Source organism: Streptomyces sp. PTY087I2 (assembly GCF_001687325.1).
Lineage (GTDB): Bacteria > Actinomycetota > Actinomycetes > Streptomycetales > Streptomycetaceae > Streptomyces.
In genome coordinates, this window is sequence record NZ_LZRD01000001.1 from 145,535 (window position 1) to 169,577 (window position 24,043).

Annotated in this window: 27 protein-coding genes; 9 read left to right on the top strand and 18 right to left on the bottom strand. The window is 72.0% G+C overall.

Features of this window, described 5'->3' with window-relative positions; translation table 11 throughout:
• Positions 1 to 24: 24 nt before the first annotated feature.
• The 3 genes from A3Q37_RS00605 to A3Q37_RS00615 are packed head-to-tail and all read right to left on the bottom strand — an operon-like array spanning position 25 to position 3,387.
• Entirely contained in the window at positions 25 to 771 is a 747-nt protein-coding gene (locus tag A3Q37_RS00605) for a succinate dehydrogenase/fumarate reductase iron-sulfur subunit (RefSeq protein ID WP_065475935.1), read from the bottom strand.
• Entirely contained in the window at positions 768 to 2,717 is a 1,950-nt protein-coding gene (locus A3Q37_RS00610) for a fumarate reductase/succinate dehydrogenase flavoprotein subunit (protein WP_065475937.1), read from the bottom strand. The genes A3Q37_RS00605 and A3Q37_RS00610 overlap by 4 nt, the downstream gene beginning before the upstream one ends.
• 1 nt (position 2,718) lies before the next feature.
• Positions 2,719 to 3,387 (bottom strand): succinate dehydrogenase cytochrome b subunit, encoded by a 669-nt coding sequence (locus A3Q37_RS00615; RefSeq protein ID WP_065475944.1) that lies wholly within the window; start codon positions 3,385 to 3,387, stop codon positions 2,719 to 2,721.
• 132 nt (positions 3,388 to 3,519) lie between these two features.
• On the opposite strand from A3Q37_RS00615, the gene A3Q37_RS00620 reads away from it, so the two are divergent.
• On the top strand, positions 3,520 to 4,416 hold the full coding sequence (locus tag A3Q37_RS00620) for a LysR family transcriptional regulator (RefSeq protein ID WP_065475949.1): 897 nt from the start codon (positions 3,520 to 3,522) through the stop codon (positions 4,414 to 4,416).
• Between the two features lie 151 nt (positions 4,417 to 4,567).
• On the opposite strand, the gene A3Q37_RS00625 is transcribed toward A3Q37_RS00620, so the two are convergent.
• From A3Q37_RS00625 to A3Q37_RS36275, 5 genes are all read right to left on the bottom strand, one after another.
• Positions 4,568 to 6,742: a bifunctional diguanylate cyclase/phosphodiesterase gene (locus A3Q37_RS00625; protein ID WP_065475952.1), complete on the bottom strand. Its 2,175-nt coding sequence runs from the start codon at positions 6,740 to 6,742 to the stop codon at positions 4,568 to 4,570.
• Entirely contained in the window at positions 6,739 to 7,557 is an 819-nt protein-coding gene (locus A3Q37_RS00630; protein WP_065475955.1) for an SAM-dependent methyltransferase, read from the bottom strand. The genes A3Q37_RS00625 and A3Q37_RS00630 overlap by 4 nt, the downstream gene beginning before the upstream one ends.
• Before the next feature lie 256 nt (positions 7,558 to 7,813).
• Positions 7,814 to 8,779: an SCO0930 family lipoprotein gene (locus tag A3Q37_RS00635; protein ID WP_065475960.1), complete on the bottom strand. Its 966-nt coding sequence runs from the start codon at positions 8,777 to 8,779 to the stop codon at positions 7,814 to 7,816.
• A gap of 125 nt (positions 8,780 to 8,904) precedes the next feature.
• Complete coding sequence (locus A3Q37_RS37035) at positions 8,905 to 9,174, bottom strand: hypothetical protein (protein ID WP_065475963.1); 270 nt, start codon at positions 9,172 to 9,174, stop codon at positions 8,905 to 8,907.
• Positions 9,171 to 9,326: a hypothetical protein gene (locus A3Q37_RS36275; RefSeq protein ID WP_176711311.1), complete on the bottom strand. Its 156-nt coding sequence runs from the start codon at positions 9,324 to 9,326 to the stop codon at positions 9,171 to 9,173. The genes A3Q37_RS37035 and A3Q37_RS36275 overlap by 4 nt, the downstream gene beginning before the upstream one ends.
• 92 nt (positions 9,327 to 9,418) lie before the next feature.
• Here A3Q37_RS36275 and A3Q37_RS37040 point away from each other — a divergent pair, with 92 nt between their 5' ends.
• From A3Q37_RS37040 to A3Q37_RS00650, 3 genes are all read left to right on the top strand, one after another.
• Complete coding sequence (locus tag A3Q37_RS37040) at positions 9,419 to 9,583, top strand: hypothetical protein (RefSeq protein ID WP_176711312.1); 165 nt, start codon at positions 9,419 to 9,421, stop codon at positions 9,581 to 9,583.
• 13 nt (positions 9,584 to 9,596) lie between these two features.
• On the top strand, positions 9,597 to 10,361 hold the full coding sequence (locus tag A3Q37_RS00645) for a DUF4239 domain-containing protein (protein WP_065475966.1): 765 nt from the start codon (positions 9,597 to 9,599) through the stop codon (positions 10,359 to 10,361).
• 184 nt (positions 10,362 to 10,545) lie between these two features.
• The gene (locus A3Q37_RS00650) at positions 10,546 to 11,115 is read left to right on the top strand and encodes a hypothetical protein (RefSeq protein ID WP_065475969.1); all 570 of its coding nucleotides are present in this window, start codon (positions 10,546 to 10,548) and stop codon (positions 11,113 to 11,115) included.
• 91 nt (positions 11,116 to 11,206) lie between these two features.
• On the opposite strand, the gene A3Q37_RS00655 is transcribed toward A3Q37_RS00650, so the two are convergent.
• Positions 11,207 to 11,689, bottom strand: a complete 483-nt coding sequence (locus tag A3Q37_RS00655) for a hypothetical protein (protein ID WP_065475972.1) — start codon at positions 11,687 to 11,689, stop codon at positions 11,207 to 11,209.
• Between the two features lie 338 nt (positions 11,690 to 12,027).
• Here A3Q37_RS00655 and A3Q37_RS00660 point away from each other — a divergent pair, with 338 nt between their 5' ends.
• Positions 12,028 to 12,690, top strand: a complete 663-nt coding sequence (locus A3Q37_RS00660) for a class F sortase (protein ID WP_065475974.1) — start codon at positions 12,028 to 12,030, stop codon at positions 12,688 to 12,690.
• A gap of 65 nt (positions 12,691 to 12,755) precedes the next feature.
• Here A3Q37_RS00660 and A3Q37_RS00665 read toward each other — a convergent pair whose 3' ends face one another.
• The gene (locus A3Q37_RS00665; protein WP_065475975.1) at positions 12,756 to 13,607 is read right to left on the bottom strand and encodes a polysaccharide deacetylase family protein; all 852 of its coding nucleotides are present in this window, start codon (positions 13,605 to 13,607) and stop codon (positions 12,756 to 12,758) included.
• Positions 13,608 to 13,759: 152 nt separating this feature from the next.
• On the opposite strand from A3Q37_RS00665, the gene A3Q37_RS00670 reads away from it, so the two are divergent.
• The gene (locus A3Q37_RS00670; protein WP_065475978.1) at positions 13,760 to 14,221 is read left to right on the top strand and encodes a universal stress protein; all 462 of its coding nucleotides are present in this window, start codon (positions 13,760 to 13,762) and stop codon (positions 14,219 to 14,221) included.
• 16 nt (positions 14,222 to 14,237) lie between these two features.
• Here A3Q37_RS00670 and A3Q37_RS00675 read toward each other — a convergent pair whose 3' ends face one another.
• Positions 14,238 to 15,446 carry a CapA family protein gene (locus A3Q37_RS00675; protein ID WP_065475982.1) on the bottom strand — a complete coding sequence of 403 codons (1,209 nt, stop codon included), beginning with the start codon at positions 15,444 to 15,446 and terminating at the stop codon, positions 14,238 to 14,240.
• A gap of 267 nt (positions 15,447 to 15,713) precedes the next feature.
• On the opposite strand from A3Q37_RS00675, the gene A3Q37_RS00680 reads away from it, so the two are divergent.
• Positions 15,714 to 16,286: a sigma-70 family RNA polymerase sigma factor gene (locus A3Q37_RS00680; RefSeq protein ID WP_065475984.1), complete on the top strand. Its 573-nt coding sequence runs from the start codon at positions 15,714 to 15,716 to the stop codon at positions 16,284 to 16,286.
• Here A3Q37_RS00680 and A3Q37_RS00685 read toward each other — a convergent pair.
• Positions 16,220 to 16,417, bottom strand: coding sequence for a zf-HC2 domain-containing protein (locus tag A3Q37_RS00685; protein WP_065475987.1), 198 nt, complete (start codon positions 16,415 to 16,417; stop codon positions 16,220 to 16,222). The genes A3Q37_RS00680 and A3Q37_RS00685 overlap by 67 nt on opposite strands.
• Before the next feature lie 112 nt (positions 16,418 to 16,529).
• On the opposite strand from A3Q37_RS00685, the gene A3Q37_RS00690 reads away from it, so the two are divergent.
• Positions 16,530 to 17,045, top strand: coding sequence for a hypothetical protein (locus tag A3Q37_RS00690; RefSeq protein ID WP_065475990.1), 516 nt, complete (start codon positions 16,530 to 16,532; stop codon positions 17,043 to 17,045).
• Between the two features lie 9 nt (positions 17,046 to 17,054).
• Here the strand turns inward: A3Q37_RS00690 and A3Q37_RS00695 are convergent, their stop codons facing one another.
• The 4 genes from A3Q37_RS00695 to A3Q37_RS00710 all read right to left on the bottom strand — a co-directional run bounded on the left by A3Q37_RS00695 (position 17,055) and on the right by A3Q37_RS00710 (position 20,945).
• Positions 17,055 to 18,245 (bottom strand): sensor histidine kinase, encoded by a 1,191-nt coding sequence (locus tag A3Q37_RS00695; protein WP_065475993.1) that lies wholly within the window; start codon positions 18,243 to 18,245, stop codon positions 17,055 to 17,057.
• The gene (locus tag A3Q37_RS00700) at positions 18,242 to 19,747 is read right to left on the bottom strand and encodes a cation acetate symporter (RefSeq protein ID WP_065475995.1); all 1,506 of its coding nucleotides are present in this window, start codon (positions 19,745 to 19,747) and stop codon (positions 18,242 to 18,244) included. The genes A3Q37_RS00695 and A3Q37_RS00700 overlap by 4 nt, the downstream gene beginning before the upstream one ends.
• Positions 19,744 to 20,106: a hypothetical protein gene (locus tag A3Q37_RS00705; RefSeq protein WP_006129159.1), complete on the bottom strand. Its 363-nt coding sequence runs from the start codon at positions 20,104 to 20,106 to the stop codon at positions 19,744 to 19,746. Before A3Q37_RS00705 ends, A3Q37_RS00700 begins: the two co-directional genes overlap by 4 nt.
• Positions 20,107 to 20,192: 86 nt before the next feature.
• Positions 20,193 to 20,945, bottom strand: coding sequence for a LytTR family DNA-binding domain-containing protein (locus A3Q37_RS00710; RefSeq protein WP_065475998.1), 753 nt, complete (start codon positions 20,943 to 20,945; stop codon positions 20,193 to 20,195).
• 71 nt (positions 20,946 to 21,016) lie between these two features.
• On the opposite strand from A3Q37_RS00710, the gene A3Q37_RS00715 reads away from it, so the two are divergent.
• The gene (locus tag A3Q37_RS00715; RefSeq protein WP_065476001.1) at positions 21,017 to 21,652 is read left to right on the top strand and encodes a zf-HC2 domain-containing protein; all 636 of its coding nucleotides are present in this window, start codon (positions 21,017 to 21,019) and stop codon (positions 21,650 to 21,652) included.
• Between the two features lie 73 nt (positions 21,653 to 21,725).
• Here A3Q37_RS00715 and A3Q37_RS00720 read toward each other — a convergent pair whose 3' ends face one another.
• Together A3Q37_RS00720 and A3Q37_RS00725 are read right to left on the bottom strand one after the other, a co-directional pair.
• Positions 21,726 to 22,586, bottom strand: coding sequence for an Fpg/Nei family DNA glycosylase (locus A3Q37_RS00720; RefSeq protein ID WP_065476004.1), 861 nt, complete (start codon positions 22,584 to 22,586; stop codon positions 21,726 to 21,728).
• Between the two features lie 36 nt (positions 22,587 to 22,622).
• Positions 22,623 to 23,990, bottom strand: coding sequence for a wax ester/triacylglycerol synthase family O-acyltransferase (locus A3Q37_RS00725; protein WP_065476007.1), 1,368 nt, complete (start codon positions 23,988 to 23,990; stop codon positions 22,623 to 22,625).
• Between the last annotated feature and the right edge of the window lie 53 nt (positions 23,991 to 24,043).

Consider the following 24,043-nt stretch of genomic DNA (forward strand, 5'->3'; position numbering starts at 1 on the left):
AACCGTACGGGATCAACACCCCTGTCAGCGGCGGACTTTACGGGTTGCCCGCAGCCACTCCTTGTTCATCGCGGCGATCGACGGCAGCGGGATGCCCTTCGGGCAGGCCGTGGCGCATTCGCCGGTCAGGGTGCAGCCGCCGAAGCCCTCCTCGTCCATCTGGGCCACCATGTCCAGGACGCGGGTCTCGCGTTCGGGGGCGCCCTGCGGCAGGACGTTGAGGTGGTTGACCTTCGCCGAGGTGAACAGCATCGCCGAGCCGTTGGGGCAGGCGGCGACGCAGGCCCCGCAGCCGATGCATTCGGCGTGCTCGAAGGCGAAGTCCGCGTCCGGCTTGGGCACCGGGGTGGCGTGGGCGTCCGGTGCGGTGCCGGTGGGGGCGGAGATGTAGCCGCCGGACTGGATGATCCGGTCGAACGAGGAGCGGTCCACGACCAGGTCCTTGATGACCGGGAAGGCGGAGGCGCGCCAGGGCTCGATGTCGATCGTGTCGCCGTCGGAGAACGACCGCATGTGGAGCTGGCAGGTGGTGGTGCGCTCCGGCCCGTGGGCGTCGCCGTTGATGACGAGGCTGCACGCGCCGCAGATGCCCTCGCGGCAGTCGTGGTCGAAGGCGACGGGCTCGTCCCCGGCGAGGGTGAGTTCCTCGTTGAGGGTGTCGAGCATCTCCAGGAACGACATGTCCTGCGAGATGTTGTCGACTTCGTAGGTGGCCATGGCGCCGGGCTCTTCGGCGTTGCGCTGACGCCAGACGCGCAAGGTGAGCTTCATGCGTAGCTCCGCTGGGTGGGGTGGACGTACTCGAAGACGAGGTCTTCCTTGTGCAGGACGGGGGCGCCGCCGGTGACGGTGAACTCCCAGGCGGCGGCGTAGGAGAACTCCTCGTCGCGCCGTTCGGCCTCGCCGTCCGGGGTCTGGGACTCCTCACGGAAGTGGCCGCCGCAGGACTCGGCGCGGTGCAGGGCGTCGAGGCACATGAGCTCGGCGAGCTCCAGGTAGTCGACGATGCGGTTCGCCTTCTCCAGCGACTGGTTGAACTGTTCGCCGGTGCCGGGGACCTTGATGCGGCGCCAGAACTCCTCGCGGATCTCCGGGATTCGGGCGAGCGCCTTGCGCAGTCCGTCCTCGGTGCGGGCCATCCCGCAGTACTCCCACATGAGTTCACCGATCTCTCGGTGGAAGGAGTCGGGGGTGCGGTCGCCGTCGACGGAGAGCAGCAGGTTGATGCGGTCCTCGGTCTCCGCCACCACCTCGGTGACGGCCGGGTGTTCGGCGTCGACGTTCTCGGTGTGCGGGTTGCGGGCGAGGTAGTCGTTGATGGTGGACGGCAGGACGAAGTAGCCGTCGGCGAGGCCCTGCATCAGGGCGGAGGCGCCGAGCCGGTTGGCCCCGTGGTCGGAGAAGTTGGCCTCGCCGATGGCGAAGAGGCCGGGGATGGTGGTCTGGAGGTCGTAGTCGACCCAGAGGCCGCCCATCGTGTAGTGCACGGCGGGGTAGATCCGCATCGGGACCGTGTAGGGGTCCTCGTCGGTGATCCGCTGGTACATGTCGAAGAGGTTGCCGTACTTCGCCTCGACGGCCTTGCGGCCCATGCGCTGGATGGCCTCGGCGAAGTCCAGGTAGACCCCCTGCCCGCCGGGGCCGACGCCGCGCCCCTCGTCGCAGACGTTCTTGGCGGCGCGGGAGGCGATGTCGCGGGGTACCAGGTTGCCGAAGGCGGGGTAGATGCGCTCCAGGTAGTAGTCGCGCTCGTCCTCGGGGATCTGGTTGGCCGGGCGGGTGTCGCCCTTGGCCTTGGGGACCCAGATGCGGCCGTCGTTGCGCAGCGACTCGCTCATCAGCGTCAGCTTGGACTGGTGGTCGCCGGTGCGCGGGATGCAGGTGGGGTGGATCTGGGTGAAGCAGGGGTTGGCCATGTAGGCGCCACGCCGGTGGGCCCGCCAGATGGCGGTGGCGTTGGAGTTCATGGCGTTGGTCGACAGGTAGAAGACGTTGCCGTAGCCGCCGGTGGCCAGGACGACCGCGTCGGCGAAGTAGGTGTCGATCTTCCCGGTGACGAGGTCGCGGGCGACGATGCCGCGCGCCTTTCCGTCGACCACGATGAGGTCCAGCATCTCGGTACGGGCGTGGAGTTCGACGCCGCCGGTGGCGATCTGCCGGGACAGCGCCTGGTAGGCGCCGAGGAGAAGCTGCTGTCCGGTCTGGCCGCGCGCGTAGAACGTACGGGAGACCTGGACGCCGCCGAAGGAGCGGTTGTCGAGGAGGCCGCCGTACTCGCGGGCGAAGGGGACGCCCTGGGCGACGCACTGGTCGATGATCTCGACCGAGATCTGTGCCAGCCGGTGGACGTTGGACTCCCGGGCCCGGAAGTCGCCGCCCTTGACGGTGTCGTAGAACAGCCGGTGGATGGAGTCGCCGTCGTTGCGGTAGTTCTTCGCGGCGTTGATGCCGCCCTGGGCGGCGACCGAGTGGGCGCGCCGGGGCGAGTCCTGGAAGCAGAACTGGACGACGTGGTAGCCCTGTTCGGCGAGGGTGGCGCCGGCCGCGCCGCCGGCCAGGCCGGTGCCGACGACGATGACCGTGTGTTTGCGCCGGTTGGCGGGGTTCACGAGTTTCGCTTGGAAGCGGCGGGTGTCCCAGCGTTCGTTGACGGGGCCCTCGGGGGCCTTCGTGTCGACGGCGGGCTCGCCCGTGCGGTACTGCGTGTAGTCGGGCATGTCAGCTCACCACTCCGGTCATGACGGCGACGGGTACGGAGACGAAGCCCAGGGTCAGCACCGCCGCGAGGGCGTTGGCGAGGGTCTTCAGGATGCGGTCGCGGGTCGCGTTGCCGACGCCCAGGGTCTGCGCGGCGCTCCAGAATCCGTGCTGGACGTGGAGGCCCATGGCGAGCACGGCGACGATGTAGATCACGTTGCCGTACCAGGTGGAGAAGGTGTCGATGACGTTCTGGTACGGGTGCCCGGCCTCGAAGCTCGTGTGCACGGTGCCGGTCGTCAGGTCGAGGATGTGCCAGACGATGAAGAGCGCGAGGATGATGCCGCCCCAGCGCATGGTCCGGGTGGCGTAGCTCGCGCGGGGCTTCTTGTGGACGTACTTGGCGGGGCGCGCCTTGATGTCGCGGCGGCTCAGCTGGTACGCCGAGACGCCGTGCAGCACGACGGCGGCGACGAGCCCCACGCGGACGATCCAGAGCGCCCACTCGTAGTGCAGGATCGGTTCGCCCATGGTGCGCAGCCAGTGGGCGTACCCGTCGAACTCACCGGGTCCGAAGAAGATCTTCAGGTTGCCCACCATGTGGGCGACGAGATATCCGAGCATGACCAGACCGGTCACGGCCATGATCGTCTTCTTGCCGACGGTCGAGTCCCAGAGCGTACGCGTCATCGACGGCCGTCGGTCCGTCCGCGTTGCCAATGCCATGGACACGACGGTAGGGGCGGAGGGCCTGATCAGTCCAAGACATGGTCCGGCTGATCTCCATAGGCAGGGCCTATCGGTGAGGTTTATCGTCGGCGTATGCACTTCCAGCAGCTCACCTACTTCGTGGCCGTCGCCGAGACCCGGCACTTCACCCGGGCGGCCGAGGCGGTGCATGTGTCGCAGCCCTCGCTCTCCCAGCAGATCCGGGCGCTGGAGGCGGAGTTGGGCGCGGATCTGTTCAGCCGGGCCCGGGGGAACATCACTCTCACGGACGCGGGCGAGGCGCTGCTGCCGCTGGCCCGGCGGATCCTCGCCGACGCGGAGACCGCGCGCCAGGAGGTGCAGGAGCTGGTCTCGCTGCGCAGCGGGCGGGTGCGTCTCGGGGCGACGCCCAGTCTGTGCACCGGGCTGCTGCCGGACCTGCTGCGCGCCTTCCACGACCGGCATCCAGGGGTGCGGCTGCTGCTGGAGGAGGGCGGCTCGCACGATCTCGTACGTCAGCTGGCGCGCGGGGCGCTGGACCTGGCGCTGGTGGTGCTGCCGCTGCCGGCCGCATCCCCCGCACTGACCACGGTGGAGCTGCTGCGGGAGGACCTGGTGGTGGTGTCGGCGGCGACGGAGCCGCCGCCGGGGCGGGACGGCTCGATCCGGATCGCGGATCTGGAGGGGGCGCCGCTGGTGATGTTCCGGCACGGGTACAACCTGCGGGAGCTGACGCTCGCCGCGTGCCGGGCGGAGGGTTTCGAGCCGACGTTCACCGTCGAGGGCGGCGAGATGGACGCGGTGCTCGGTTTCGTACGGGCGGGGCTCGGCATCGCCGTGGTGCCGAGCATGGTCGCCGCCCGGGCGGGCCACGACCTGCGCAGGACCGCGCTGGCCGGTGCCGGGCTGCGGCGCACGATCGCGCTGGCGCACCGCAGCGACGTGGACCCGCCGCGCGCCGCGCGCGAACTCCAGCGGATGCTGCTGGAGCACCGGCCGGTACGCGGCTGACGTGCGGCGGCGGCCCGGGGCGCACGGCCGCCGGGCAGGCGGGCTGGACGCCCAGCTGCCGCGCTGGGCCGGGCGCACGACCTGCCGGACGGGCTGGGGCGCACGGCCACCGGGCGGCGCGCGCCGGGCGAGGTTCCCGCCCGGCGATCGCTCAGACCGCGTCCGCCAGCAGCAGGGAGTGGATGCGGTCCGGGGCCCCAGGGCGGGCGTAGTACCAGCCCTGGGCCGTGTCGCAGCCGATCCGGCGCAGTTGCTCGGCTTGCGCGCCGGTCTCCACGCCCTCCACCGTGACGGCCAGCTCCAGGCTGTGGGCCAGCGACACGATGCCCTCGACGATCTTCAGATCGACCGGGTCCGCCGGGTGCTGCTGCATGCCCCGGGTGAAGGAACGGTCCAGCTTGAGCACGCTCACCGGCAGCCGGCGCAGGTTCGCCAGGTTCGAGTACCCCGTGCCGAAGTCGTCGAGCGCGATGTCGACGCCCATCTCCGCGAGCTGCCGCAGCGGCTTGAGGAGATCGTCGTCGGCGCCGATCAGGGCAGACTCCGTCACCTCCAGGCAGAGCGCTCCCGGCTCCAGACCGGAACGTTCCAGCACGTCGACCGTCTCCGCGACCAGCCGGGGATGGTGCAGCTGCGTCGGCGACAGGTTGACGTTGATCCGCAGCGGGCCGCCGTCGCTGTGCCGCTCCTGCCAGAAGTTCGCCTGCCGTACGGACTCCTCCAGCACCCAGCGGCCGAGCGGCACGATGAGCCCGGTGTGCTCGGCGAGCGGGATGAACCGGTCGGGGCCGAGCACCCCGTGCTGCGGATGGCACCACCGTACGAGCGCCTCCGCGCCGTGCACCGTGCCGTCGCCCAGGTGCACGAGCGGCTGGTATTCGATGAAGAACTCGCCCCGGTCCAGGGCGGCCGGGAGCGCGGTGGTCAGCCCGTGCCGGGTGATGGCGCGCGCGTCGGCCTCCGCGTCGGCGAGCTGGAAGCGGTTGCCGCCCGCCGCCTTGGCCCGGTACATCGTGATGTCGGCGCTGCGCAGCACCTCGGCGGCGCTGCGCTCCCCGGAGGGCCCTTCGACGATGCCGATCGAGCCGCGGACGGAGAGTTCACGGCCGTCGAGACGGATCGGGGTGGCGAGCGCGTTGAGGATGCGGCCGGCCAGTTCGTGCACGTCCTCGGCCGTGTCCGGTCCGGTGGTCAGGGCGACGAACTCGTCTCCGCCGAGCCGGGCGACCATCTCGCCGGGCGCGGTGGCGCAGCTCTGGAGCCGGTCGGCGACCTCGACCAGGAGGCGGTCGCCGGCGGCGTGCCCGAGGCTGTCGTTGATGGCCTTGAAGCCGTCGAGGTCCAGGTAGCAGAGGCCGAAGCGGACGCCCTCCTGGGCGGTGAGGGCCTTCTCCAGACGCTCGAAGAACAGGGTCCGGTTGGGCAGGCCGGTGAGCGCGTCGTGGGTGGCCTCGTACCGCAGCCGCAGATTCAGCAGCCGGCGCTCGGTGGTGTCCTCCATCAGCGCGAGCTGGTACTCGGGGCGGCCCTCGGAGTCGCGCAGCAGCGAGACGGTGAGGTTGGTCCACAGGACGGTGCCGTCGTTGCGGTAGTACGCCTTCTCGACCCGGTAGTGCTCGCGTTCGCCGCGTACCAGCTCGTCGTAGTACTTCCACACCTGGGGCGAGTCCTCGGGGTGGACCCACTCGTTCACCTTGTGGCTGCGGACGTGGTGCTCCAGACCGCCGAACATCCTGGTGAGCGTGTCGTTGATCTCCAGGATGTTGCCGTCCAGGTCGGCGATGCCGATGCCGATGGCGGCGTCCTTGAAGACCGCGCGGAACCGGGCCTCGGTGGCGTGCAGGGCCTCTTCGGCGTGCGAACGGGCCGTCAGCGCCGAGCGGGCGATGGCCTCCTGCTCGGCGAGCGTGCGCTCGCGCAGGGCCCCGGTGAACCCGGCGGCCAGCGTGTGCTGGATCCGGGCGCAGCGGGCGCGGCCGTCCTCGGTGGAGAGCGCGCCGGGTCCGTTGCCGCCGCAGTAGAGGACGAGGTAGGAGTCGACGACGCCGAGCGTGGAGCTGAGGGCGTCCGGATCAGTGCAGTGCGCGTCGATCAGGGCCGCGCCGATCCGCTGGGCGGGCGAGGCGTCGAAGGGGTGGGCGTGCAGGATGCCGTTCAGCTCGCGTGCCAGGGGCAGCAGATGCTGTTCGAACTCCGGCCGGGTCAGGGAGGTGGCCGTCAGGGGGAAGATGGCCCGGCTCCAGATTCTGGCGAATCTCCGGAGCCGGCCCTCGGGGCCGTCGGGTTCCGCGTCCGGCTCTCCGGACGCCTGGGCGGGAATGCTCACGCCTTGCGCCCGACCCCGCCGAAGCCCGAGAAGGCGTACGGGTCTTCGTGCTCCGGGGACTGCGGGGTGTCGGGCCGCCATTCGGGCATCGACACGAGTCCCGGCTCGACCATCTCGTAGCCCTCGAAGAACCGGCCGATCTCCTCGTGCGAGCGCATGATCAGCGGGTTGCGGATGTTCTTGTAGACGCCGACCGTACCGGCCGCCTCCTCCTCGGGCAGCGGGATGCCCTCGTACGAGGCGTGGGTCAGGACGATGAGGCTGCCGGGGGCCAGAGCCTCGCGCAGTTCGGCGACCGCGGCGTACGGCTCGTCGGCGTCCTCGATGAAGTGGAGCACCGCGACGAGCAGCAGGGCCACCGGCCGCTCCAGGTCGAGCAGTCCGGCGACCTCCGGGGTGGCCAGGATCTCCTTGGGGCGGCGCAGATCGGCGGAGGCGATGACCGCGCGGTCGTTGCCCTCCAGCACGGCCTGGCTGTGGGCGACGGCGACCGGGTCGTGGTCGACGTACGCCACCCTGGCGCCGGGGTCGGCGGCCTGGGCGACCTCGTGGACGTTGCCGAACGTCGGGATGCCGGAGCCGATGTCCAGGAACTGGTCGATGCCCGAGTCGACGGCGTACCGCACGGCCCGGCGCATAAAGGCGCGATTGGCCTGCATGATCTTGGGAAGGCCCGGGAGGAACTCCATGGCCTTGCGCGCGGCTTCCCGGTCCACCTCGAAATTGTGCGATCCGCCCAGATAGAAGTCGTACATGCGGGACACGCTCGGCACCGAAATGTCTATGCCCTGCGGTGCCCAGGCGGGACGCTCCATCGATGTCTCCAACAAGTTCGCCACGGCGATCCGGCCATGTTCATGGTCAGTGTTGACCAGAGGCTACTGATCGGCCGCCAAGAGAGCGAGTGGAAACGGAAATTAGCGATCCGTTATTGGTCACACTCAGGTGGCATACCCGGCCGGTCCGTCGCTGCGCGTGTGCGGGCAGCGACGGACCGGCACTCCGGGCGCCGTTTCCCGGTGGTTCGGGGCCACTTGGGGCTCCTGGGCGATTGTTCTGGGGAGTCCGTGATTACTTGGTGGCGCCGACGAGTTTCGAATCCGGGGAAACGGCGTACCAGGTTCCGCCGACACCCTGCCCGTTGGTGTCTCCGGGCTTCTTGTCGCCCGCGAAGGTGTAGATCGGCCAGCAGTCGATGGTCTGCTGCTTGATGCCGTCGGGGCGGTCGAAGGTGACGAATCCCTTCGTCGTGACACCGTCCACCGCGTTTTTGGCCATGGGGGCGACTACCGGCCACTTCTTGAGGCACTCGCCGGTGCAGGCGGTCTTCATCGGCCAGGCGGAGTCCTTGGTGAAGCGGTAAACCGTCATGCCCCGGCCGTCCACCACGATGTCGCCGAGTTCCGGGTCCTTGCGGACCGAAAGGCCCGCGGGATCGGCCGGTTCGGCGGCCCCCGCGCTGTCGGCGTTCTTGGCCGCCTTCTTCCCGTCCGGGGCCGCGGCGAACCAGGTGCCGCCGACTCCCTGCCCGTTGACCTGGCCGGGGGCGGTGTCCTTCGCGTACCGGTACATCGGCCAGCCGTCGACGGTGAGCTGGCTGGTGCCGTCGGGGCGGGAGACCTCGCCGAGGAGTTCCTCGTCGGTGCCGGCCGCGGCGACGGCGTTGCCCGACGCCACCACCGGCCAGGCCTTGGCGCAGTCTCCCTCGCAGTTCGACTTCGGCGGATTCGCGGTGTCCTTGTCGAAGCGGTAGAGCGTGAAGCCCTCGCTGTCGGTGAGCACCTTGCCGAGCTTCTTGCTTTCCTGGACGGCGAGTTGACCGGCCTCCTTGGGTTCCGCCGCTTCCGTGTCGGACCCGGAGCCGTATCCTCCGCCGGACGATCCGTACCCGCTCTCGGCGGGCTGCTGGGCCGGGGCGGCGTTGCCCACCGCCTGGCCGTTCGGCGACGTGCTGCCCTGCTCCTGACCGCACGCCGTCGTGAGCGTCAACAGAGCCGCCGCGGTGACCGCGAGCGAGGCGTTGCGCCAGGTGTTCATGTCGACTCCCGTGGTGCTTCGTCGTAGCGCTTGTGATGCCGGCGCGGGACCGCGCCGTTCGTGGCCCTAGGTACGGGAAGCCGACGGGGTCGCGTTCAAAGGAAGTCCGAGAAGAATTCGGGGAGTCAGGACGGCCGGGCAAACACGAATGGCCCATCAACCGCCCGATCAGGCGAATCGATTGCGCCGACCGCGTGTTCCCCGGTGGCGTGGATCATGCTCCCCGTCGTGTACGGATCACGCATCGCGCGGCTCACGGCGGCCGCCGCACTTCTCTGGCTGACAGCCGTACCGCTGCCCGCGACCGCGGACAACTGCGCGGTGGCCTCGATCGGGCAGGACGGGAGCGGTTCCTCGGTCGCCGTGGCGGGCGACGGGGGCTGCGTCGCGGTCACCGAGCCGGAGCCGCCTCCGCCACCGCCCTCGCCGAAACCGGCCCCTCCGCCTCCGCCTCCGCCGCCACTTCCACCTCCTCCTCCCCCGCCGCCCCCACCACCACCTCCGCCCGTGGTGGCGGAACCGCCGACTCCACCACCCCCTCCGCCATCGCCACCTCCTCCGCCACCACCCCCTCCGGCACCGGCGCCGCCCCCGAAGCCCTCGCCCTCGCCCTCGCCCTCGCCCTCGCCGAAGCCCCCGGTGCGGACCGAGCCGCCGAAACCCCGGCCCGTCGCGCTGCCCACGTACCGCAAACCGCCCCGCAAGAAGCCGCGGAGCGGGCCGTCGCTGGTGTCGCTGACGCTGCTCATCACCGCCCCGGCGGTGTTCGCCGTCGCCGTGCTGCGGCCGCGGTCGCCCCGCTGACCAGGAGAGATGCATGTCCGAATGGCTCGTACTGAGCATTGCCATGGCGTCCGCCTGCGCGGTCGTCCTGATCATCGTCGTCCTGAACAACCGGCGGGTCGGGGATGACGACGATCCCTCCGAGACGCCTGACGTCATCGAGTACATGACGATGATGATCGGGGTGGTCTACGCGATCGTCCTGGGGCTCGCCATCGCCGGGGTCTGGGAGGGGCGCAGCGCCGCCCAGGAGTCCGTACGCATCGAGGCGCAGGCGCTGCACGAGGTGCAGGCGCGCGCTTCCGTCTATCCGGCGGAGGTCCGCGACCGGATCCGGGCGGACGTCGACGCCTATGTCAGCCATGTCGTCACCGACGAGTGGAAGGTGATGTCGGAGCGGAACACGCTCACCGAGCGCGGCACCGAACTGCTGGACAAGGTCAGGGCGGACGTCACCGACTACGAGCCGAAGACCGATCACGAGGGGCAGGCCTACCAGCCGCTGGTCGACCAGGTGGCCGCGGCGGACGACGCCCGCAGCTCACGGGAGCAGAACGCCGGGGCGACGATGCCCGGGGTCGTCTGGTTCGGGCTGATCATCGGGGCGCTGGTGACCGTGGGGCTGATCTTCACGCTCCAGATCCGCAGAAGTTTCCGCGAACTGCTCCTGGCGGGCCTGTTCAGCGCGCTGATCGCGTTCCTGCTCTTTCTGATCTGGGACTTCGACGCGCCCTTCGGCCGGGGCATCTCGGCCACCGCGGACCCCTTCTTCGACATGTTCCCGGGCATCACCCGCTGACCTGCGGCTCCCCCGGCCGGCAAGCAGACCGGTGCGCCGGTCGGGGGACAGCGTGACCCATTCGCCGGACACCGATCGCGGGTCGGTCGGACCCCTCCTAGCGTGTCGGGCATCGAGGTGCATTTTTCCTGCTATGTGGAAAATCATTCCGCAGCTGCCCCTCGGGGAACCCGGAGGATCCACCATGCGCGCGATACGTGTCGCACCGTTCGCCCTGCTCGGCGCCGGTGCCCTGACGCTCCTCGCCCCGTCCGCCGCCTTCGCCGCGCCGGACGGGGCCTCCAGCACGTTCAACCCGACGATCACCCCCTCGGTCATCGCACCGGGCGGCCGGATCACCCTCGGTGCCGGCGGGTGCACAGGCGAGACGACCGTCAGCTCGGGCATCTTCGACACCACCACCATCCCGAGCGGCAGTACGACGGCCACCGCCACCGTCGACACCGACGCACGGCGGGGCGCCGTCTACGCGGTGACGTTCACGTGCGGCTCCACCGGCACCTCCCGGAACGTCAACCTGACGATCACCGGCGGCGCCACGAGCAGCCCCACGCCCACCCCGACCCCGACGCCCACCACGGTCCCGACCGCCAGCTCGACGGCGCTCGTGCCGGGCGGTGTGCGCGGCGGCCTCGGCGGCAGCTCCGCCACCACCGACACGGTGGAGGTCGCGGCGGGCGGGGCCCTGGTGGTCGCGGCGGCCTCGGGCGCCCTCTACTTCGCGCGTCGCCGTAACGCCGACCGCCGCCACTGACCGCGAACATGCGGCGCACGGCAGTCGCCCCGGGTCCTGATCCAGGACTCGGGGCGACGGGCGTATCGGGCCGGGCGGGAGGTTCGACGCCTTAGAACGCCGCATGGCTCGTCCGCCGGCGCCGGACGAGGAAGACCGCGCCGCCGACGGCCGCAGCGGCCACCAGACCGCCGCCGACCTGCATCTCCACGGAGCTCGGGCCCATCGAGCCGCCGAGCCCGCCCTGCGCGCCGTTGCCGGCGAGCACGGTGAACTTGTGCGTGGCGACCCGGTCGTTGTCGTTGCACTTCACGGACAGGTGGTACTGCCCCGGCGTCGTGTTGTCCCGGACCCGGGCGTGGGCGTAGTTGGTGCCGTCACCCGCGGAGAGGGTGGTCGTCGGGAACGCGTTCGACCAGACCTTGCCGCCGTGGCCGCAGCCCTGCGCGGTGATCTTCAGCGTGCCTCCCTGGTGGACGGACTGAGGGTTGACGGCGACGTTGACCGGGCCGTTGGTGGCGGCGGCCATGGGGGCCGCGAGCCCGACGGCCGCGAAAGCGGTCGCGGTGACCGCGAGAGCGCGTGAACCACGCATGGTGTGAACCTCCAGCGGGAAACGCCCCCGGGGGCTGGTCCCCCGGAGCTGGATCGACGAGAACGTCTCCCATGACGAACACTCACCAGTCGACCGATGCATCGCACTTCGGCGTTGCTCCACCTTGATGACGCGACACGCCGTACGGGAACCCCCGAATCTGACGGATCCGCAGGTCACGGGCCGTCAGAACTTTTATCTGCTCATTACTCCGATGGGCAGTCACCCCTCGGAGGCACCCGGTGGGGCCCGCCCCTCCGCCACCCGTTCGCCTCTCCCTGATCGCCGACCGGACGCGACGCCCTTAACGTTCACAGCGTCGCGACGAAGGGAGAACCATGGGCCGGGACTACACCGGGGGCGAGCGGACCAGACGGGTGCCATGGGGTGCGATCGCTCTGGTGATGCTCAGCGGCCTCGCTCTCATGCGCAACGGCACGGAGTTCTCGGAGGCGGGCCCGCCGCAGCCCGCGGCCGCCGCCTCGCTGGATCTCACCCAGGACGCCCCGGGCCCGCCGGTGGAGGGCGAGCCGGTGCAGCCGCTGCCGTACGCCCCCGCCTCCCGGGTGAAGATCGGCTCCATCGACGTGGACGCGCCGATCATCGACGTCAACCTGGACGCCAACGGCTGGATCGACGCCCCGCCCGCCGAGGACCCCAACCTCGCCGGCTGGTACCAGAACGGCATCGCCCCCGGTCAGAAGGGCACCGCCGTGGTCGTCGGCCATGTCGACAACATGGCGGGCCCCGCGGTCTTCTACGGTCTCGGCTCGCTCCAGAAGGGGCACCGCGTCGAGGTCTCCCGCTACGACGGCCGGGTCGGGATCTTCGAGGTGTACGGGGTGGAGGTCTTCGCCAAGAACGACTTCCCCGGCTCCCGCGTCTACGGCGACACCGGCCACGCGGAGCTGCGGGTCATCACCTGCGGCGGGGGCTACTCCAAGGCGGGCGGCTACGACGGCAACGTGGTGGTCTTCGCCCGGCTCGTCGACACCCGCTGACCGTACGCGTCCCCGCACGACGGTGTCCCCGGCGATCCGCCGGGGACACCGTCGTGTGCGCGTGCTCAGACGCGGTGCGGCACCGTGATGCGGTAGCCGTCCGCCAGCAGCCGGGGGAGGTAGCGGCGCAGGGCGGCGACGCTCTGGGAGCGGTCGCCGCCCGCGTCGTGCGAGAGGACGACGACACCGGGCGCCGCCCCGTCCAGCACCCGGCGGACGATCGTGCCGGTCCCCGGTGTCTTCCAGTCGAGCGTGTCCACGGTCCAGGCCATCGGCTCCATGCCCAACTCGGCCCCGATCTCGAAGGAGTTGCGGTTCCACGCGCCGTAGGGGGCGCGATACCACAGCGGCGGGGCGCCGAGCACCCGTTCCACCACGTCGCTGGTACGCCCCAGCTCGTCGCGGATCGCGGGGCGGGAGAGCTTCGGGACCAGCGGGTGGGACCAGGTGTGGTTGCCCACCACATGCCCGTCGTCGGCCATCGCGCGCAGCAGGTCCGGGTTGCCGTCGGCCATCTCGCCGCAGACGAAGAACATCGCGCGGACCGAGTGCTTGCGCAGCGTGGCCAGGATGCCCGGGGTGTACAGCGGGTCGGGGCCGTCGTCGAAGCTGAGGACCATCGAGTGACCGAGGTCGGGAAGGTGCTCGAAGGGCCGGGTCCGCACGGGCGGCCTGGCCGGCCTGAACCGGGCGGGCGTCCCCGCGGTCATGGGGTCGAGCCGGTACGGGGAGGGCCGGCCCCGCACGTTCGCCGGAGGCCCGGCGGCAGCGGCGGGCGGGGTGCCCGCGGTGCGGGCGGGGCGGCCGGGCGTCGATGCCGGATCGGCGACGACCAGGTGTACGGCGGCGGCGGTTCCGAGGCCGAGGGCGATCCTCAGCAGGGTGCGGCGCTCGGGTCCGGTGTGATCGCGTGTCATGGCCAACTGCTCGCACGGCCGGACGTCCGCCCCGCCCGTCGACACCGGATCTCGACCGTTTTGTACCCGATCGACGCAGTATGTTCATATTCGTCGGGGCCCGCCGACGGCCCGGCTGCTTCCTCCGGGGACGAGCCGATAGCCTCGGAGCCGTGACAGAGCAGCAGCCCGATCGGTTCGAACGCGGTACGGACGGCCCCAAGGTGATCGTCGCGGGGCTGGACGGCTCCGATTCGTCGATGCGCGCGGCGGCCTACGCCGCCGGACTGGCCCGCCGGCAGAACGCCGTGCTGACCCTGGTGTACGTCCAGCCGGTCATGACGGCGGGCGCCGCCCTGGGCGTACCGGTGGGTGATGCGACGGGGGAGGTCGCGGACGCCCTGGTCTCGGAGATCCGGGAGGCGGCGGAGCGCTTCAGGGATGTGTGGGACGTGCGCTGGGAGTTCCACACCTTCCGGGGCGACCCCTACAACGGGCTGGTGACGGCGGCCGACGAGCTGAAGGCGGACGCGGTGGTGGTCGGGGCATCGGAGTCGGCCGGGCACCGCTTCATCGGTTCGGTGGCGGTGCGGCTGGTGAAGGCGGGGCGCTGGCCGGTCACCGTGGTGCCGTAGGCCCCGCCGCCGACCGCTACTTGCCCATGAGGAGCCCGTCCCGGTCCGCGCCCCGGCCGAGGACGACGGTACGGATGCGGTCGCGGACCTCGCGCAGCTGCTCGGCGCCTTCCCCGGAAGAGCCGAGGGCGGCATTGAGGTTGACGGCCCGTCCGGTGACGGTGTCGTACCACTGGGGGACGAACTCCGCCTTCCTCACCGTCCAGCGCTCACCGGGTTTCGCGGGCGGCGCGAAGGTGAAGCGGCCCATCGAGCTCTGGTTGCCGCGCGGGTCCTGGGCGCCCTCGTAGTTGACCATCGCTCCGGCGATCTGATCGCCCATGCCGTAGACGACCCAGGTGCCGTTGACCTTCTCGTACGCCTGGGGCACATGGGCGTGGGTGCCGATGATCAGGTCGATGTCGGGGCGGCCGTTGTCCGTGGAGGCGGTGAGCCGCTCGGCGAGCTCCAGTTGCCGCGCGTCGGGTTCGTCCTGCCATTCGGTGCCCCAGTGGATGGAGAGGACGACGACGTCGGCGCCGGCCCGGCGGGCCGCCCTGGCCTCCTCGATGATCTTCCGCTCGTCGGTGACGTTGACCGTCCAGGGCCGGCCGGCGGGGAGCGGGATGTCGTTGGTGCCGTAGGTGTACGCGAGGTGGGCGACCTTGGCCGCGCCCTTCCCCGGTCCGGCGGGCAGGATCGTGGGGCGGGCGGCCTCGGCGGCGGTACGGGCGGAGCCGGCGTGCCGGATGCCCGCCTCGTCCAGGGCGTCGAGTGTGCGCCGGACTCCGTCGGCCCCGTCGTCGAGGGTGTGGTTGGAGGCGGTGGAGCAGGAGTCGAACCCGGTGGTGCGCAGGGCCGTGGCGATCTCGGGGGGCGACTTGAAGTTCGGGTAGCCGGTGTAGGGGCCGCCCTCCTTCCCGTACACGGTCTCCATATGACAGAACGCCAGGTCCGCGCCGGAGACGACCGGGGCGACACCGGCCAGCATCGGGGCGAAGTCGTAGCCGGCGTCGTCCGCGTCGACGGCGGCCTGGTCGATGACGGAGGAGTGCGGCAGGACGTCACCCGCGGCGAGGAGCGTGAACGGGCGGGGCCCGTCGGCGTCCTGGCCGCCCGCACCCCGGGCGGCGGCGGGCGATCCGCTCGGCGCGGGGGTCGTGGGCTGCTGCCCGGTGCAGCCGGTGGCCGCGGCGAGCAGAAGGGCGAGGGCGGCCACGGTGCCCGGTCGGATGCGCTGCGTCATCTGCTCGACTCCATGTTCGGATGATTACGACCATCCGACTACACAGATCTTCATATCGGAGAATCAAGGAGCATTGCCGCATACCTAGCTGAACTGGTCGTACCGGCCGACCCCGACGGCCCCTCGACCGTTCACCGCACCATTCGCCGCACTGAGCGACCGCTCGTCGCACGCCTCGGCGCACCGCCTGTTCCCGCGCCGCCGAATGCGTTCGTATACGCCAGTCGGCAACGCGGCCGTCAGGGGCCTCGGCGGGAGAGGACGTTCATGAAGACCACCACGACGACCGACGAACGGACCCTGGCGGAGTTGCAGCGGGAACACGGCCCCGCCCTGTTCCACTTCCTCCTCGGTCTCACCTTCCGGGACCGGCAGCGGGCCGAGGACCTGGTGCAGGAGACGCTCGTACGCGCCTGGCAGCACCCCGAGGCGTTCGACGCGCCCTACGACTCGATGCGGCCGTGGCTGTTCACCGTCGGCCGCCGCCTCGCCATCGACGCGCGCCGCTCCCGCCAGGCCCGTCCCGTCGAGGTCAGCGACACGGTGCTGGAGAGCACTCCGGACGCCCTGGACACCGCGGACCGCGCGGTGCGCACCCTGGACGTCCGGGAGGCGGTGCGCACCCTGAGCCCGGAGCACCGCGCGGTGCTGGTGCAGATCTACTTCCGCGGGCTGAGCGTCGGCGAGACGGCGGAGGTGCTCGGCATCCCGGCGGGGACCGTCAAGTCCCGTTCGTACTATGCCCTTCGGGTCCTCTCCCGTACGCTGCCCGGCTACTCCCGCAGGTCCTCCGCCCGGAGCAGCGCCAGCAGGGCGGAGGCGTCGGCCACCTCCACATAGGCCCGGGCGCAGGCGTCGCAGCCCTGGAGATGACGGGCGACCCGGCAGGTCTCCTCGGCGTCCAGGGCGTCCAGGACGTACGCCCCCAGCAGCAGGCGCACATGCGGGTCGTCGCCGGGGTCGGCACTCATTCGCAGCCTCGCATCTCCTGGGCGATCCTCCCCTTCTGCCCACGCGGGGCGTCCGCCCCCGGTTCAATGCTGCGTGAAGCCCGGTACCGAGCAAGGAAAGAGGCGAGACGGGATGCGTCCCGAGGATACGGATGGGACCGGTGGGAACGGGCTCCGGGTCCCGATGACCTGGCTGACCACCGAGTATCTGGCCGATGAGCTGTTACGGACCGGCGATCTGATGGAGCCGACGACGCTGGAGTTCCGGGCAGGGCGGGACGCACTCGCGCTGACGATGTTCCTGTGCGAGTTCCCCCGGGACGCGCCCGCCCCGCGGGCCCTGCCCGAGCCCCGGGTGGACGAACTACGTGTGCTCACGGCGTACGAGGGCACCTGGCGCAGCTGGATCTGCGAGCGGCTGACGGAGTCGGAACGGTGCGCCGGGCCCGGCGATCCGGATCTGGCGCTGGCCCGGGCAACCTGGCGCTGGCTGGAGGAGACCGAGCTGCTCGCGGCGGACCTGGACGCGATCGGCCCCGGCGCCTGGGAGTCGTCGGCCGATCCGGCGGAGGAGGGCGAGGTCCGGGTCTGGACGCCGGCCTGGCAGCTGGGGCTGCCGCTGGGGCATCTGGCCGTCCATCTGTGCTGACGGACCTCTTCAGGAACCGTGCACGCCCGCACGGTACTTGGGCAGCCGCAGCGTGATCTTCATGCCCGCTCCGACCCCGGTCTCGATGACGAGCCCGTAGTCGTCCCCGTACACCTGGCGCAGCCGCTCGTCCACGTTGAGCAGGCCGATGCCGGTGGAGGCGCCGCCCTCGCCGCGCAGGATCTGGCGCAGCCGCTCGGGGTCCATCCCGGTCCCGTCGTCCTCGATGACCACCTCCGCCTCCGAACCGGCGTCCAGGGCGCTGATGGTGATCCGGCTGCGGGTGACCGCCCCTTCGAGGCCGTGCTTGACGGCGTTCTCCACCAGCGGCTGGAGACACAGGAACGGCAGCGCGACCGGCAGCACCTCGGGGGCGACCTGGAGGGTCACGGCGAGGCGTTCGCCGAAGCGGGCGCGGACGAGGGCCAAGTACTGGTCGATGGAGTGCAGTTCGTCCGCCAGGGTGGTGAACTCCCCGTGCCGGCGGAACGAGTAGCGGGTGAAGTCCGCGAACTCCAGGAGCAGTTCGCGGGCCTGTTCGGGGTCGGTCCGGACGAACGAGGCGATGGCGGCCAGGGAGTTGAAGATGAAGTGCGGGGAGATCTGGGCTCGCAGCGCCTTGATCTCGGCCTCGATGAGCTGTGTACGGGAGCGGTCCAGCTCGGCCAGTTCCAACTGGACGCAGACCCAGCGCGCCACCTCCCCCGCCGCCCGGGCCAGCACCGCCGACTCGCGCGGGGCGTAGGCGACGAGCGCGCCCAGGACCCGGTTCTCAACGGTGAGCGGGACGGCGACGGCCCAGCGCAGCGGGCAGTCGAGGTCACCGCAGCCGCTGTCGAAGGCGGTGTCGCGGCCGTTGTCCAGCAGCACCTTCAGATGCCCCATCACGTCCTTGCCGTGGTGGTGCCCGGCCCCGTCCCAGACGAGCACCCGCTCCCGGTCGGTGAGGCAGAGGGCGTCGGTGCCGAGGAGGGAGCGCAGCCTGCGGGCGGCCCGCCGGGCGCTCTCCTCGGTGAGCCCGGCCCGCAGCGGCGGGGCGGCCAGCGACGCGGTGTGCAGGGTCTCGAAGGTGGCGTGCTCGACGGGCGTGCCGACGTCGCTGGGGCGCACCGGGCGGGCGGTGCGGCGGCCCAGCAGCCAGCCGGTGCCGAGCAGCAGCGCGGCGAGGACGACGACCACGGCGACGGCGGCCCCGGTCATCGCTCCCTCCCGACGGCAGCTCGCGCGGAGGAGAGGGCTTCGGGGAGGTGGAAGCGGGTCATGGCGGCGTTGGTGCCCGGGGGGATGCGCCCCGGGGTGGCGAGCGAGACGAGGATCATCGCGAGGAAGCCGACGGGCACGGACCAGACGGCGGGCCAGGCGAGCAGGGCGTGCGGCCAGCCCGGTGGGCGTACGGCTCCGCTGACGGTGATGGCCACGGCGAGGAGCGCGGACCCGCCGCCGAGCAGGAGCCCCGCGACGGCCCCGGGCGGGGTGAGCCGCCGCCACCAGATGCCGAGGACGAGCAGCGGGCAGAAGGAGGAGGCCGAGACGGCGAAGGCCATGCCCACCGCGTCGGCCACCGGCACCCGGCTGACCAGCAGGGACCCGGCGAGCGGCACGGCGATGGCGAGGACGGTGGCGAGCCGGAAGTGGCGTACCCCGCGCGAGGGCAGGACGTCCTGGGTGATGACCCCGGCGACGGCCATGGTGAGCCCGGAGGCGGTGGACAGGAACGCGGCGAACGCCCCGCCCGCGATCAGCGCCCCGAGGAAGTCGCCGCCGAGTCCGCCGATGACCCGGGCGGGCAGCAGCAGGACGGCGGCGTCCGCGTCTCCCCCGTACCGCAGTTCGGGGGTGTAGAGCCGGCCGAGCGCCCCGTAGATCGGGGGCAGCAGGTAGAAGAGGCCGACCAGGGCGAGGACAGCGACGGTGGTGCGGCGGGCGTCGCGGCCGTTGGGGCTGGTGTAGAAGCGGACGACGACGTGGGGCAGGCCCATGGTGCCGAGGAAGGTCGCCACGATCAGCCCGTACGTGGCGTACAGCGGGTGGTCGGCGCGGAAGACGGCGAGCTGGTCGTCGAAGCTGACCCGGGGGCGGCCGTCGCCCTGCCAGGCGAGGACCAGGAAGAGGGCCGGGACGAGGAGGGCGGTGAGTTTCAGCCAGTACTGGAAGACCTGGACGAAGGTGATGGAGCGCATGCCGCCCGCGGCGACGGCGGCCGCGACGACGGTGGCGACGAGGACGTCGCCGAGCCAGCCGGGAGCGCCGGTGAGGATCTTCAGCGTCAGCCCGGCGCCCTGGAGCTGCGGTACGAGGTAGAGCCAGCCCGCGCCGACGACGAGCGCGCTGACCAGGCGGCGGACCTGCCGTGATTCGAGCCGGCCCTCGGCGAAGTCGGGCAGGGTGTACGCCCCGGAGCGGCGCAGCGGTGCGGCGACGAAGACCAGGAGCACCAGATATCCGGCGGTGTAGCCGACCGGGTACCAGAGCATGTCGGGGCCGTGGACGAGGACGAGCCCGGCGACGCCGAGGAAGGAGGCGGCGGAAAGGTATTCGCCGCTGATCGCGGCGGCGTTGAGGCGGGGCCGCACGGTGCGGGAGGCGACGTAGAAGTCGGAGGTCGTACGGGAGATGCGCAGGCCGAAGCCGCCGACGAGGACGGTGGCGAGGACGACGAGGGCGACCGCCACCCAGGACGCCATGTGGTCGGGGGTGCTCACGGGGCGGGGCGGCCCTCCACCAGCCGGGCGAAGTCGCGTTCGTTGCGCTCGGCCCGGCGGACGTACCACCAGGCGGCGAGGGTGAGCGGCGGGTAGGTGGCGAAGCCGAGGACCGCCCAGACCAGGGCGGAGCTGTTCAGCGCCTCGAACAGGAGCGGCAAGGTGCCCGCGACGAGGGCGAGGACGCCGAAGACGGTGAGCCCGGCGCGCAGCTGGCCGCGCATCAGCGAGCGTACGTAGGCGCCGCCGAGGGCGGTCTGCTCGTCGATCTCCGACTGGGTGCGGTAGCGGGGCAGCGGGCGCACCCGCCGCGGCTCTCCGGTGACCACTTCGCGCCGGGGGGTTGGCTCTGCGGACATGGGCTCGGAGTGTAGGCGTCGCGGGGTGGTGCTGGGAAGGGTCCCCGGAAGGTCTCCCCAGGTCAGCGGCGGCCTCCCGGCCCGGGTCAGCGGCCGCCCTGGCGCATCAGGAGGTCGCGCAGGGCGCGGGTGTGGCGGCGGCTGACGGCGAGCTCGGCCTCTCCGATGCGGACGCTCATGCTGCCCGCGTCCAGGCGCAGCTCGTCGATCCGGCCGAGCGCCACGAGGTGGCGGCGGTGGATCCGGACGAAGCCTCGGGAGCGCCAGCGCTCCTCCAGGGTGGTGAGCGGGATGCGGACGAGATGGCTGCCGCCGGCGGTGTGCAGGCGGGCGTAGTCGCCCTGCGCCTCGGCGTACGCGATCTCGTCGATGGGGATGAAGCGGATGACGCCGCCGAGTTCGACGGGGATCTGGTCGCTCGCGCTGTCGTGGACGGGTGCGGACCGGTCCCCCACCTGTTCGGCGACCCGGCGGACGGCTTCGGCCAGGCGTTCGCGGCGGACGGGTTTGAGGACGTAGTCGACGGCCTTGAGGTCGAAGGCGTGGACGGCGAAGCCCTCGTGCGCGGTGACGAAGACGATGAGCGGGGGCGCGGCGAATCCGGCGAGGAGCTGGGCGACGTCGAGCCCGGTGAGACCGGCCATGTGGATGTCGAGGAAGACCACGTCGATGGCAGACGGGTCGTCGGGGCCCGCGTCCACGGCGCTGCCGATGCGGCGCAGGGCCTCGGTCGCCCCGGTGGCGCCCTCGGCGCTGCGGACACGGGGGTCGGCGCGCAGGAGGTAGAGGAGTTCCTCCAGGGCGGGTTGTTCGTCGTCGACGGCGAGTACGCGCAGCATGAGGCCGGAGTTTAGGGGGTATCCAGGGCTGTGGCTTGAGTGATGCGCGGCTTGTTCCCGTACCGCAGTACATGCAGACGACCGAACCCCACGTCCGGGTGGGGGCCTATGCGCTGGGCGTGCTCGGGAGCGCCGACACCTTCCGCTTCGAGGAGCATCTGGCGGAGTGCCCCGGGTGCCGGGTGCGGGCCGGTGAGTTCGCCGGGGTGCGGGACGGCCTGGCGGTGGTGGGGCCGCCGGTGGCCCCGGGGCCCGGGCTCGCGGAACGCCTGACGGCGGCGGTGGCGGCGGGGCGGCGCAGGGCGGGCCGGCGGCGGCTCGCGCTGGTGGCGGCCGCGGTGGTGCTGGCGGTGGGCGGCCCGGCTGCGGTGGCCGGGCTGTCGGGCGGTCCGGCGGAGGGGGCGGCGACGCAGCGGTGGTCCGGGACGGACGGGGCGTCGGGGGTGGCCGCGGTGGTGACGGCGGCGGGGCGCGAGTGGGGGACGGCGGTCGCGCTGGAGGTGGCGCGGGTTCCGGTGGTGGGGGTGTGCGCGCTGGTCGCGGTGGGCCGGGACGGCAGCGAGGAGACGGTGGGCAGCTGGTCGGCCGGGGGCGCGAAGGACGGTCCGGTGGAGGTGTCGGGCGGGGCGGCGCTGCGGCCGGAGGGCATCGACCACTTCGAGGTGCGCACGGCGGACGGGCGGCGACTGGTGACGGTCACGCGGTGAGCCGGTACGACGCCATTTCAGGAACGCCGGTCACGGTGAGCCAGAGGCTCACTTCGGGAGTGCGGGTCCGCCGCTACTTCAGGAACTTGGAGAGCCTGCGGTCGGCCAGCGGCTTTCCGCCCGTCTGGCAGGTGGGGCAGTACTGGAGCGAGGAGTCGCTGAAGGAGACCTCCAGGATGGTGTCCCCGCAGACCGGGCAGGCCTCGCCGGTACGCCCGTGGACCCGCATCCCGGTCTTCTTCTCCGCCTTGAGCTTTCCCGCCTCCACCCCGCTGGAGCGGTCCACGGCGTCCCGCAGGGTGGTGCGCAGCGCCGTGTACAGCCGGGTGACGTCGTCCTCGGTCAGGTCGGCGGTCCGCTTGAACGGGGACATCTTCGCGACGTGCAGGATCTCGTCGCTGTAGGCGTTGCCGATGCCCGCGATCAGCGCCTGGTCGCGCAGCGCGCCCTTGATCTGGCGGCGTTCCCCGGCGAGCAGCGCGGCGAACGCGTCGCGGTCGAAGGTGTCGGCGAGGGGGTCGGGGCCGAGGCGGGCGATGCGGGGGACGTCCATGGGGTCGCGGACGAGGTGGACCGAGAGGCTCTTCTTGGTGCCCATCTCGGTCAGGTCGAAGCCGTCGCCGTCCGTGGTGACCAGGCGCAGGGCGAGCGGTCCCTTGCCGGGTCGGGGCGGGGCGGCGGGGAAGGAGTCCTTCCAGCGGAGCCAGCCGGCCCGGGCGAGGTGGGTGCAGAGATGGAGTCCGCCCGCCTCGATGTCGAGGAACTTGCCGTGCCGGGCGACCGAGGTGACCCTCGTGCCCTCCAGGGCGGTCAGCGGCGGGTCGTACGTCTTCAGGACGCTGATCGCCAGGGGGAGCACACGGGCGATCTCCTTGCCGGCCAGGTGGTCGTCGAGGAAGACCCGCAGGGCTTCGACTTCGGGCAGTTCGGGCATGGCTCAAGCCTGCCGCAGCCGGTGCGCCGCCGCCTGTCAGGACACCGGTGTGCGGTCCTGGCCGGTGACGAGGGCGTACAGCTCCGTGAACTCGTCCTCGACGGCGGCGGCGAGCCGGTCCAGATCGGGCAGTGCCTTGCCGTCGGCCACCAGGCCCACGTGCACCCGCCCGCCGTAGGTGGACAGGGCGACCGCCAGGGACTGGCCCCGGGCCAGCGGCGCCATGGGGTAGAGGGCGGTCAGCGGGCAGCCGCCCAGCGAGAGCGCGGAGCGGGGCAGCGGCACGCTGGTGACCAGGACGTCGAAGAGCATACGGGCGGCGTTGGCCGCGAGCGGTGCGCCGAACCGGTGGGCCAGCGGCGGCAGTTGGTCGGCGAGTACGGCGACGGCTCCGGCGCCCTTGAGGGGGCCCGCCGCCTTGTTGCGATCCATCGCGGTCCGGACCGCCCGGAGCCGCCTCCGAGGGTCGGCGGCGGTGACCGGCAGGCCCAGCAGATAGGCGGAGAGCCGGTTGCCGGAGGCGGCGGGTCCGCCGGGCCGCCGCCGGGAGACGGGCACCAGGGCGCGCGGGTCGGCGGCGGGCAGGGACTCGCCCCGCTCGGCCATCCAGCGGCGCAGCGCCCCGGCGACGACGGCCAGGAGGATGTCGTTGGCCGTGCCGCCCTCGGCGCGCCGGATCCGCTGGAGGTCCCCGGCGTCGAGGTCGGCGGTGGCCAGCCGCCGGGTGCCGCTGGAGGGGGCGGTGAGGGCGGAGGGGCCCCACAGGTCGAGGCGGCCCGCGCGGACGACGGAGGCCCCCACGCCGAGCGCCCGGCCGACCTCGCCGATCCGGCCGAGCGCCATGCCCGCCATCTCCCGGGGGTCGGGCAGCCAGGAGCGGGGCGGGACGGCGGTGCGGCCCCGGGCAGTGGTGCGGGCACTGGTGACGGCGGCGATCTCGTCGAAGATCCCGGCCCCGATGGCGACGGCCCGCATCCCGTCGGCCAGGGCATGGTGCAGCTTGACCAGGACGGCGAAGGGCCCGCCGTCCGCTCCGCGGAGCAGGTACATCCGCCAGGGCGGCAGGCCGCGCCCGAGCGGCCGCTCCATCAGTTCGCCGGCCAGCCGGGTGGCCCCCGCCATGAAGTCGCCGTCGGTCACGTCGACCCGCTCGACGTGCCGGTGCACGTCGAAGTCCTTGTCCACCGTCCAGGCCTTGCCGCCGACCGGCAGCAGGACGTCCCGTACGCACATGCGCAGCCGGGGGATCGCGGCGGCGCGGGTCCCGAGCAGGTCGAGGATCCGCCCGGGACCGACGCCGGGCGCCGGGGCGAAGACGGCGAGCGCGCCCAGGTGCATCGGGTGGGCGTCCGATTCGAGGTGCCAGAAGGCAAGATCGAGCGGGGCGAGAAGCTCGGTACTCAACGGGGGCCTCATGTCGTCGAGGGCGGCGGGGCCGGGGTGCGGCCGGTCCCCGC

Excerpts from the sequence above, each read along its gene's own strand:
- A3Q37_RS00605 (WP_065475935.1), bottom strand. The coding sequence starts at position 771 with ATGAAGCTCACCTTGCGCGTCTGGCGTCAGCGCAACGCCGAAGAGCCC.
- A3Q37_RS00610 (WP_065475937.1), bottom strand. The coding sequence starts at position 2,717 with ATGCCCGACTACACGCAGTACCGCACGGGCGAGCCCGCCGTCGACACG.
- A3Q37_RS00615 (WP_065475944.1), bottom strand. The coding sequence starts at position 3,387 with ATGACGCGTACGCTCTGGGACTCGACCGTCGGCAAGAAGACGATCATG.
- A3Q37_RS00620 (WP_065475949.1), top strand. The coding sequence starts at position 3,520 with ATGCACTTCCAGCAGCTCACCTACTTCGTGGCCGTCGCCGAGACCCGG.
- A3Q37_RS00630 (WP_065475955.1), bottom strand. The coding sequence starts at position 7,557 with ATGGAGCGTCCCGCCTGGGCACCGCAGGGCATAGACATTTCGGTGCCG.
- A3Q37_RS00635 (WP_065475960.1), bottom strand. The coding sequence starts at position 8,779 with ATGAACACCTGGCGCAACGCCTCGCTCGCGGTCACCGCGGCGGCTCTG.
- A3Q37_RS36275 (WP_176711311.1), bottom strand. The coding sequence starts at position 9,326 with ATGGCGGAGGGGGTGGTGGAGTCGGCGGTTCCGCCACCACGGGCGGAG.
- A3Q37_RS00645 (WP_065475966.1), top strand. The coding sequence starts at position 9,597 with ATGTCCGAATGGCTCGTACTGAGCATTGCCATGGCGTCCGCCTGCGCG.
- A3Q37_RS00650 (WP_065475969.1), top strand. The coding sequence starts at position 10,546 with ATGCGCGCGATACGTGTCGCACCGTTCGCCCTGCTCGGCGCCGGTGCC.
- A3Q37_RS00655 (WP_065475972.1), bottom strand. The coding sequence starts at position 11,689 with ATGCGTGGTTCACGCGCTCTCGCGGTCACCGCGACCGCTTTCGCGGCC.
- A3Q37_RS00660 (WP_065475974.1), top strand. The coding sequence starts at position 12,028 with ATGGGCCGGGACTACACCGGGGGCGAGCGGACCAGACGGGTGCCATGG.
- A3Q37_RS00665 (WP_065475975.1), bottom strand. The coding sequence starts at position 13,607 with ATGACACGCGATCACACCGGACCCGAGCGCCGCACCCTGCTGAGGATC.
- A3Q37_RS00675 (WP_065475982.1), bottom strand. The coding sequence starts at position 15,446 with ATGACGCAGCGCATCCGACCGGGCACCGTGGCCGCCCTCGCCCTTCTG.
- A3Q37_RS00680 (WP_065475984.1), top strand. The coding sequence starts at position 15,714 with ATGAAGACCACCACGACGACCGACGAACGGACCCTGGCGGAGTTGCAG.
- A3Q37_RS00685 (WP_065475987.1), bottom strand. The coding sequence starts at position 16,417 with ATGAGTGCCGACCCCGGCGACGACCCGCATGTGCGCCTGCTGCTGGGG.
- A3Q37_RS00690 (WP_065475990.1), top strand. The coding sequence starts at position 16,530 with ATGCGTCCCGAGGATACGGATGGGACCGGTGGGAACGGGCTCCGGGTC.
- A3Q37_RS00695 (WP_065475993.1), bottom strand. The coding sequence starts at position 18,245 with ATGACCGGGGCCGCCGTCGCCGTGGTCGTCGTCCTCGCCGCGCTGCTG.
- A3Q37_RS00705 (WP_006129159.1), bottom strand. The coding sequence starts at position 20,106 with ATGTCCGCAGAGCCAACCCCCCGGCGCGAAGTGGTCACCGGAGAGCCG.
- A3Q37_RS00710 (WP_065475998.1), bottom strand. The coding sequence starts at position 20,945 with ATGCTGCGCGTACTCGCCGTCGACGACGAACAACCCGCCCTGGAGGAA.
- A3Q37_RS00715 (WP_065476001.1), top strand. The coding sequence starts at position 21,017 with ATGCAGACGACCGAACCCCACGTCCGGGTGGGGGCCTATGCGCTGGGC.
- A3Q37_RS00720 (WP_065476004.1), bottom strand. The coding sequence starts at position 22,586 with ATGCCCGAACTGCCCGAAGTCGAAGCCCTGCGGGTCTTCCTCGACGAC.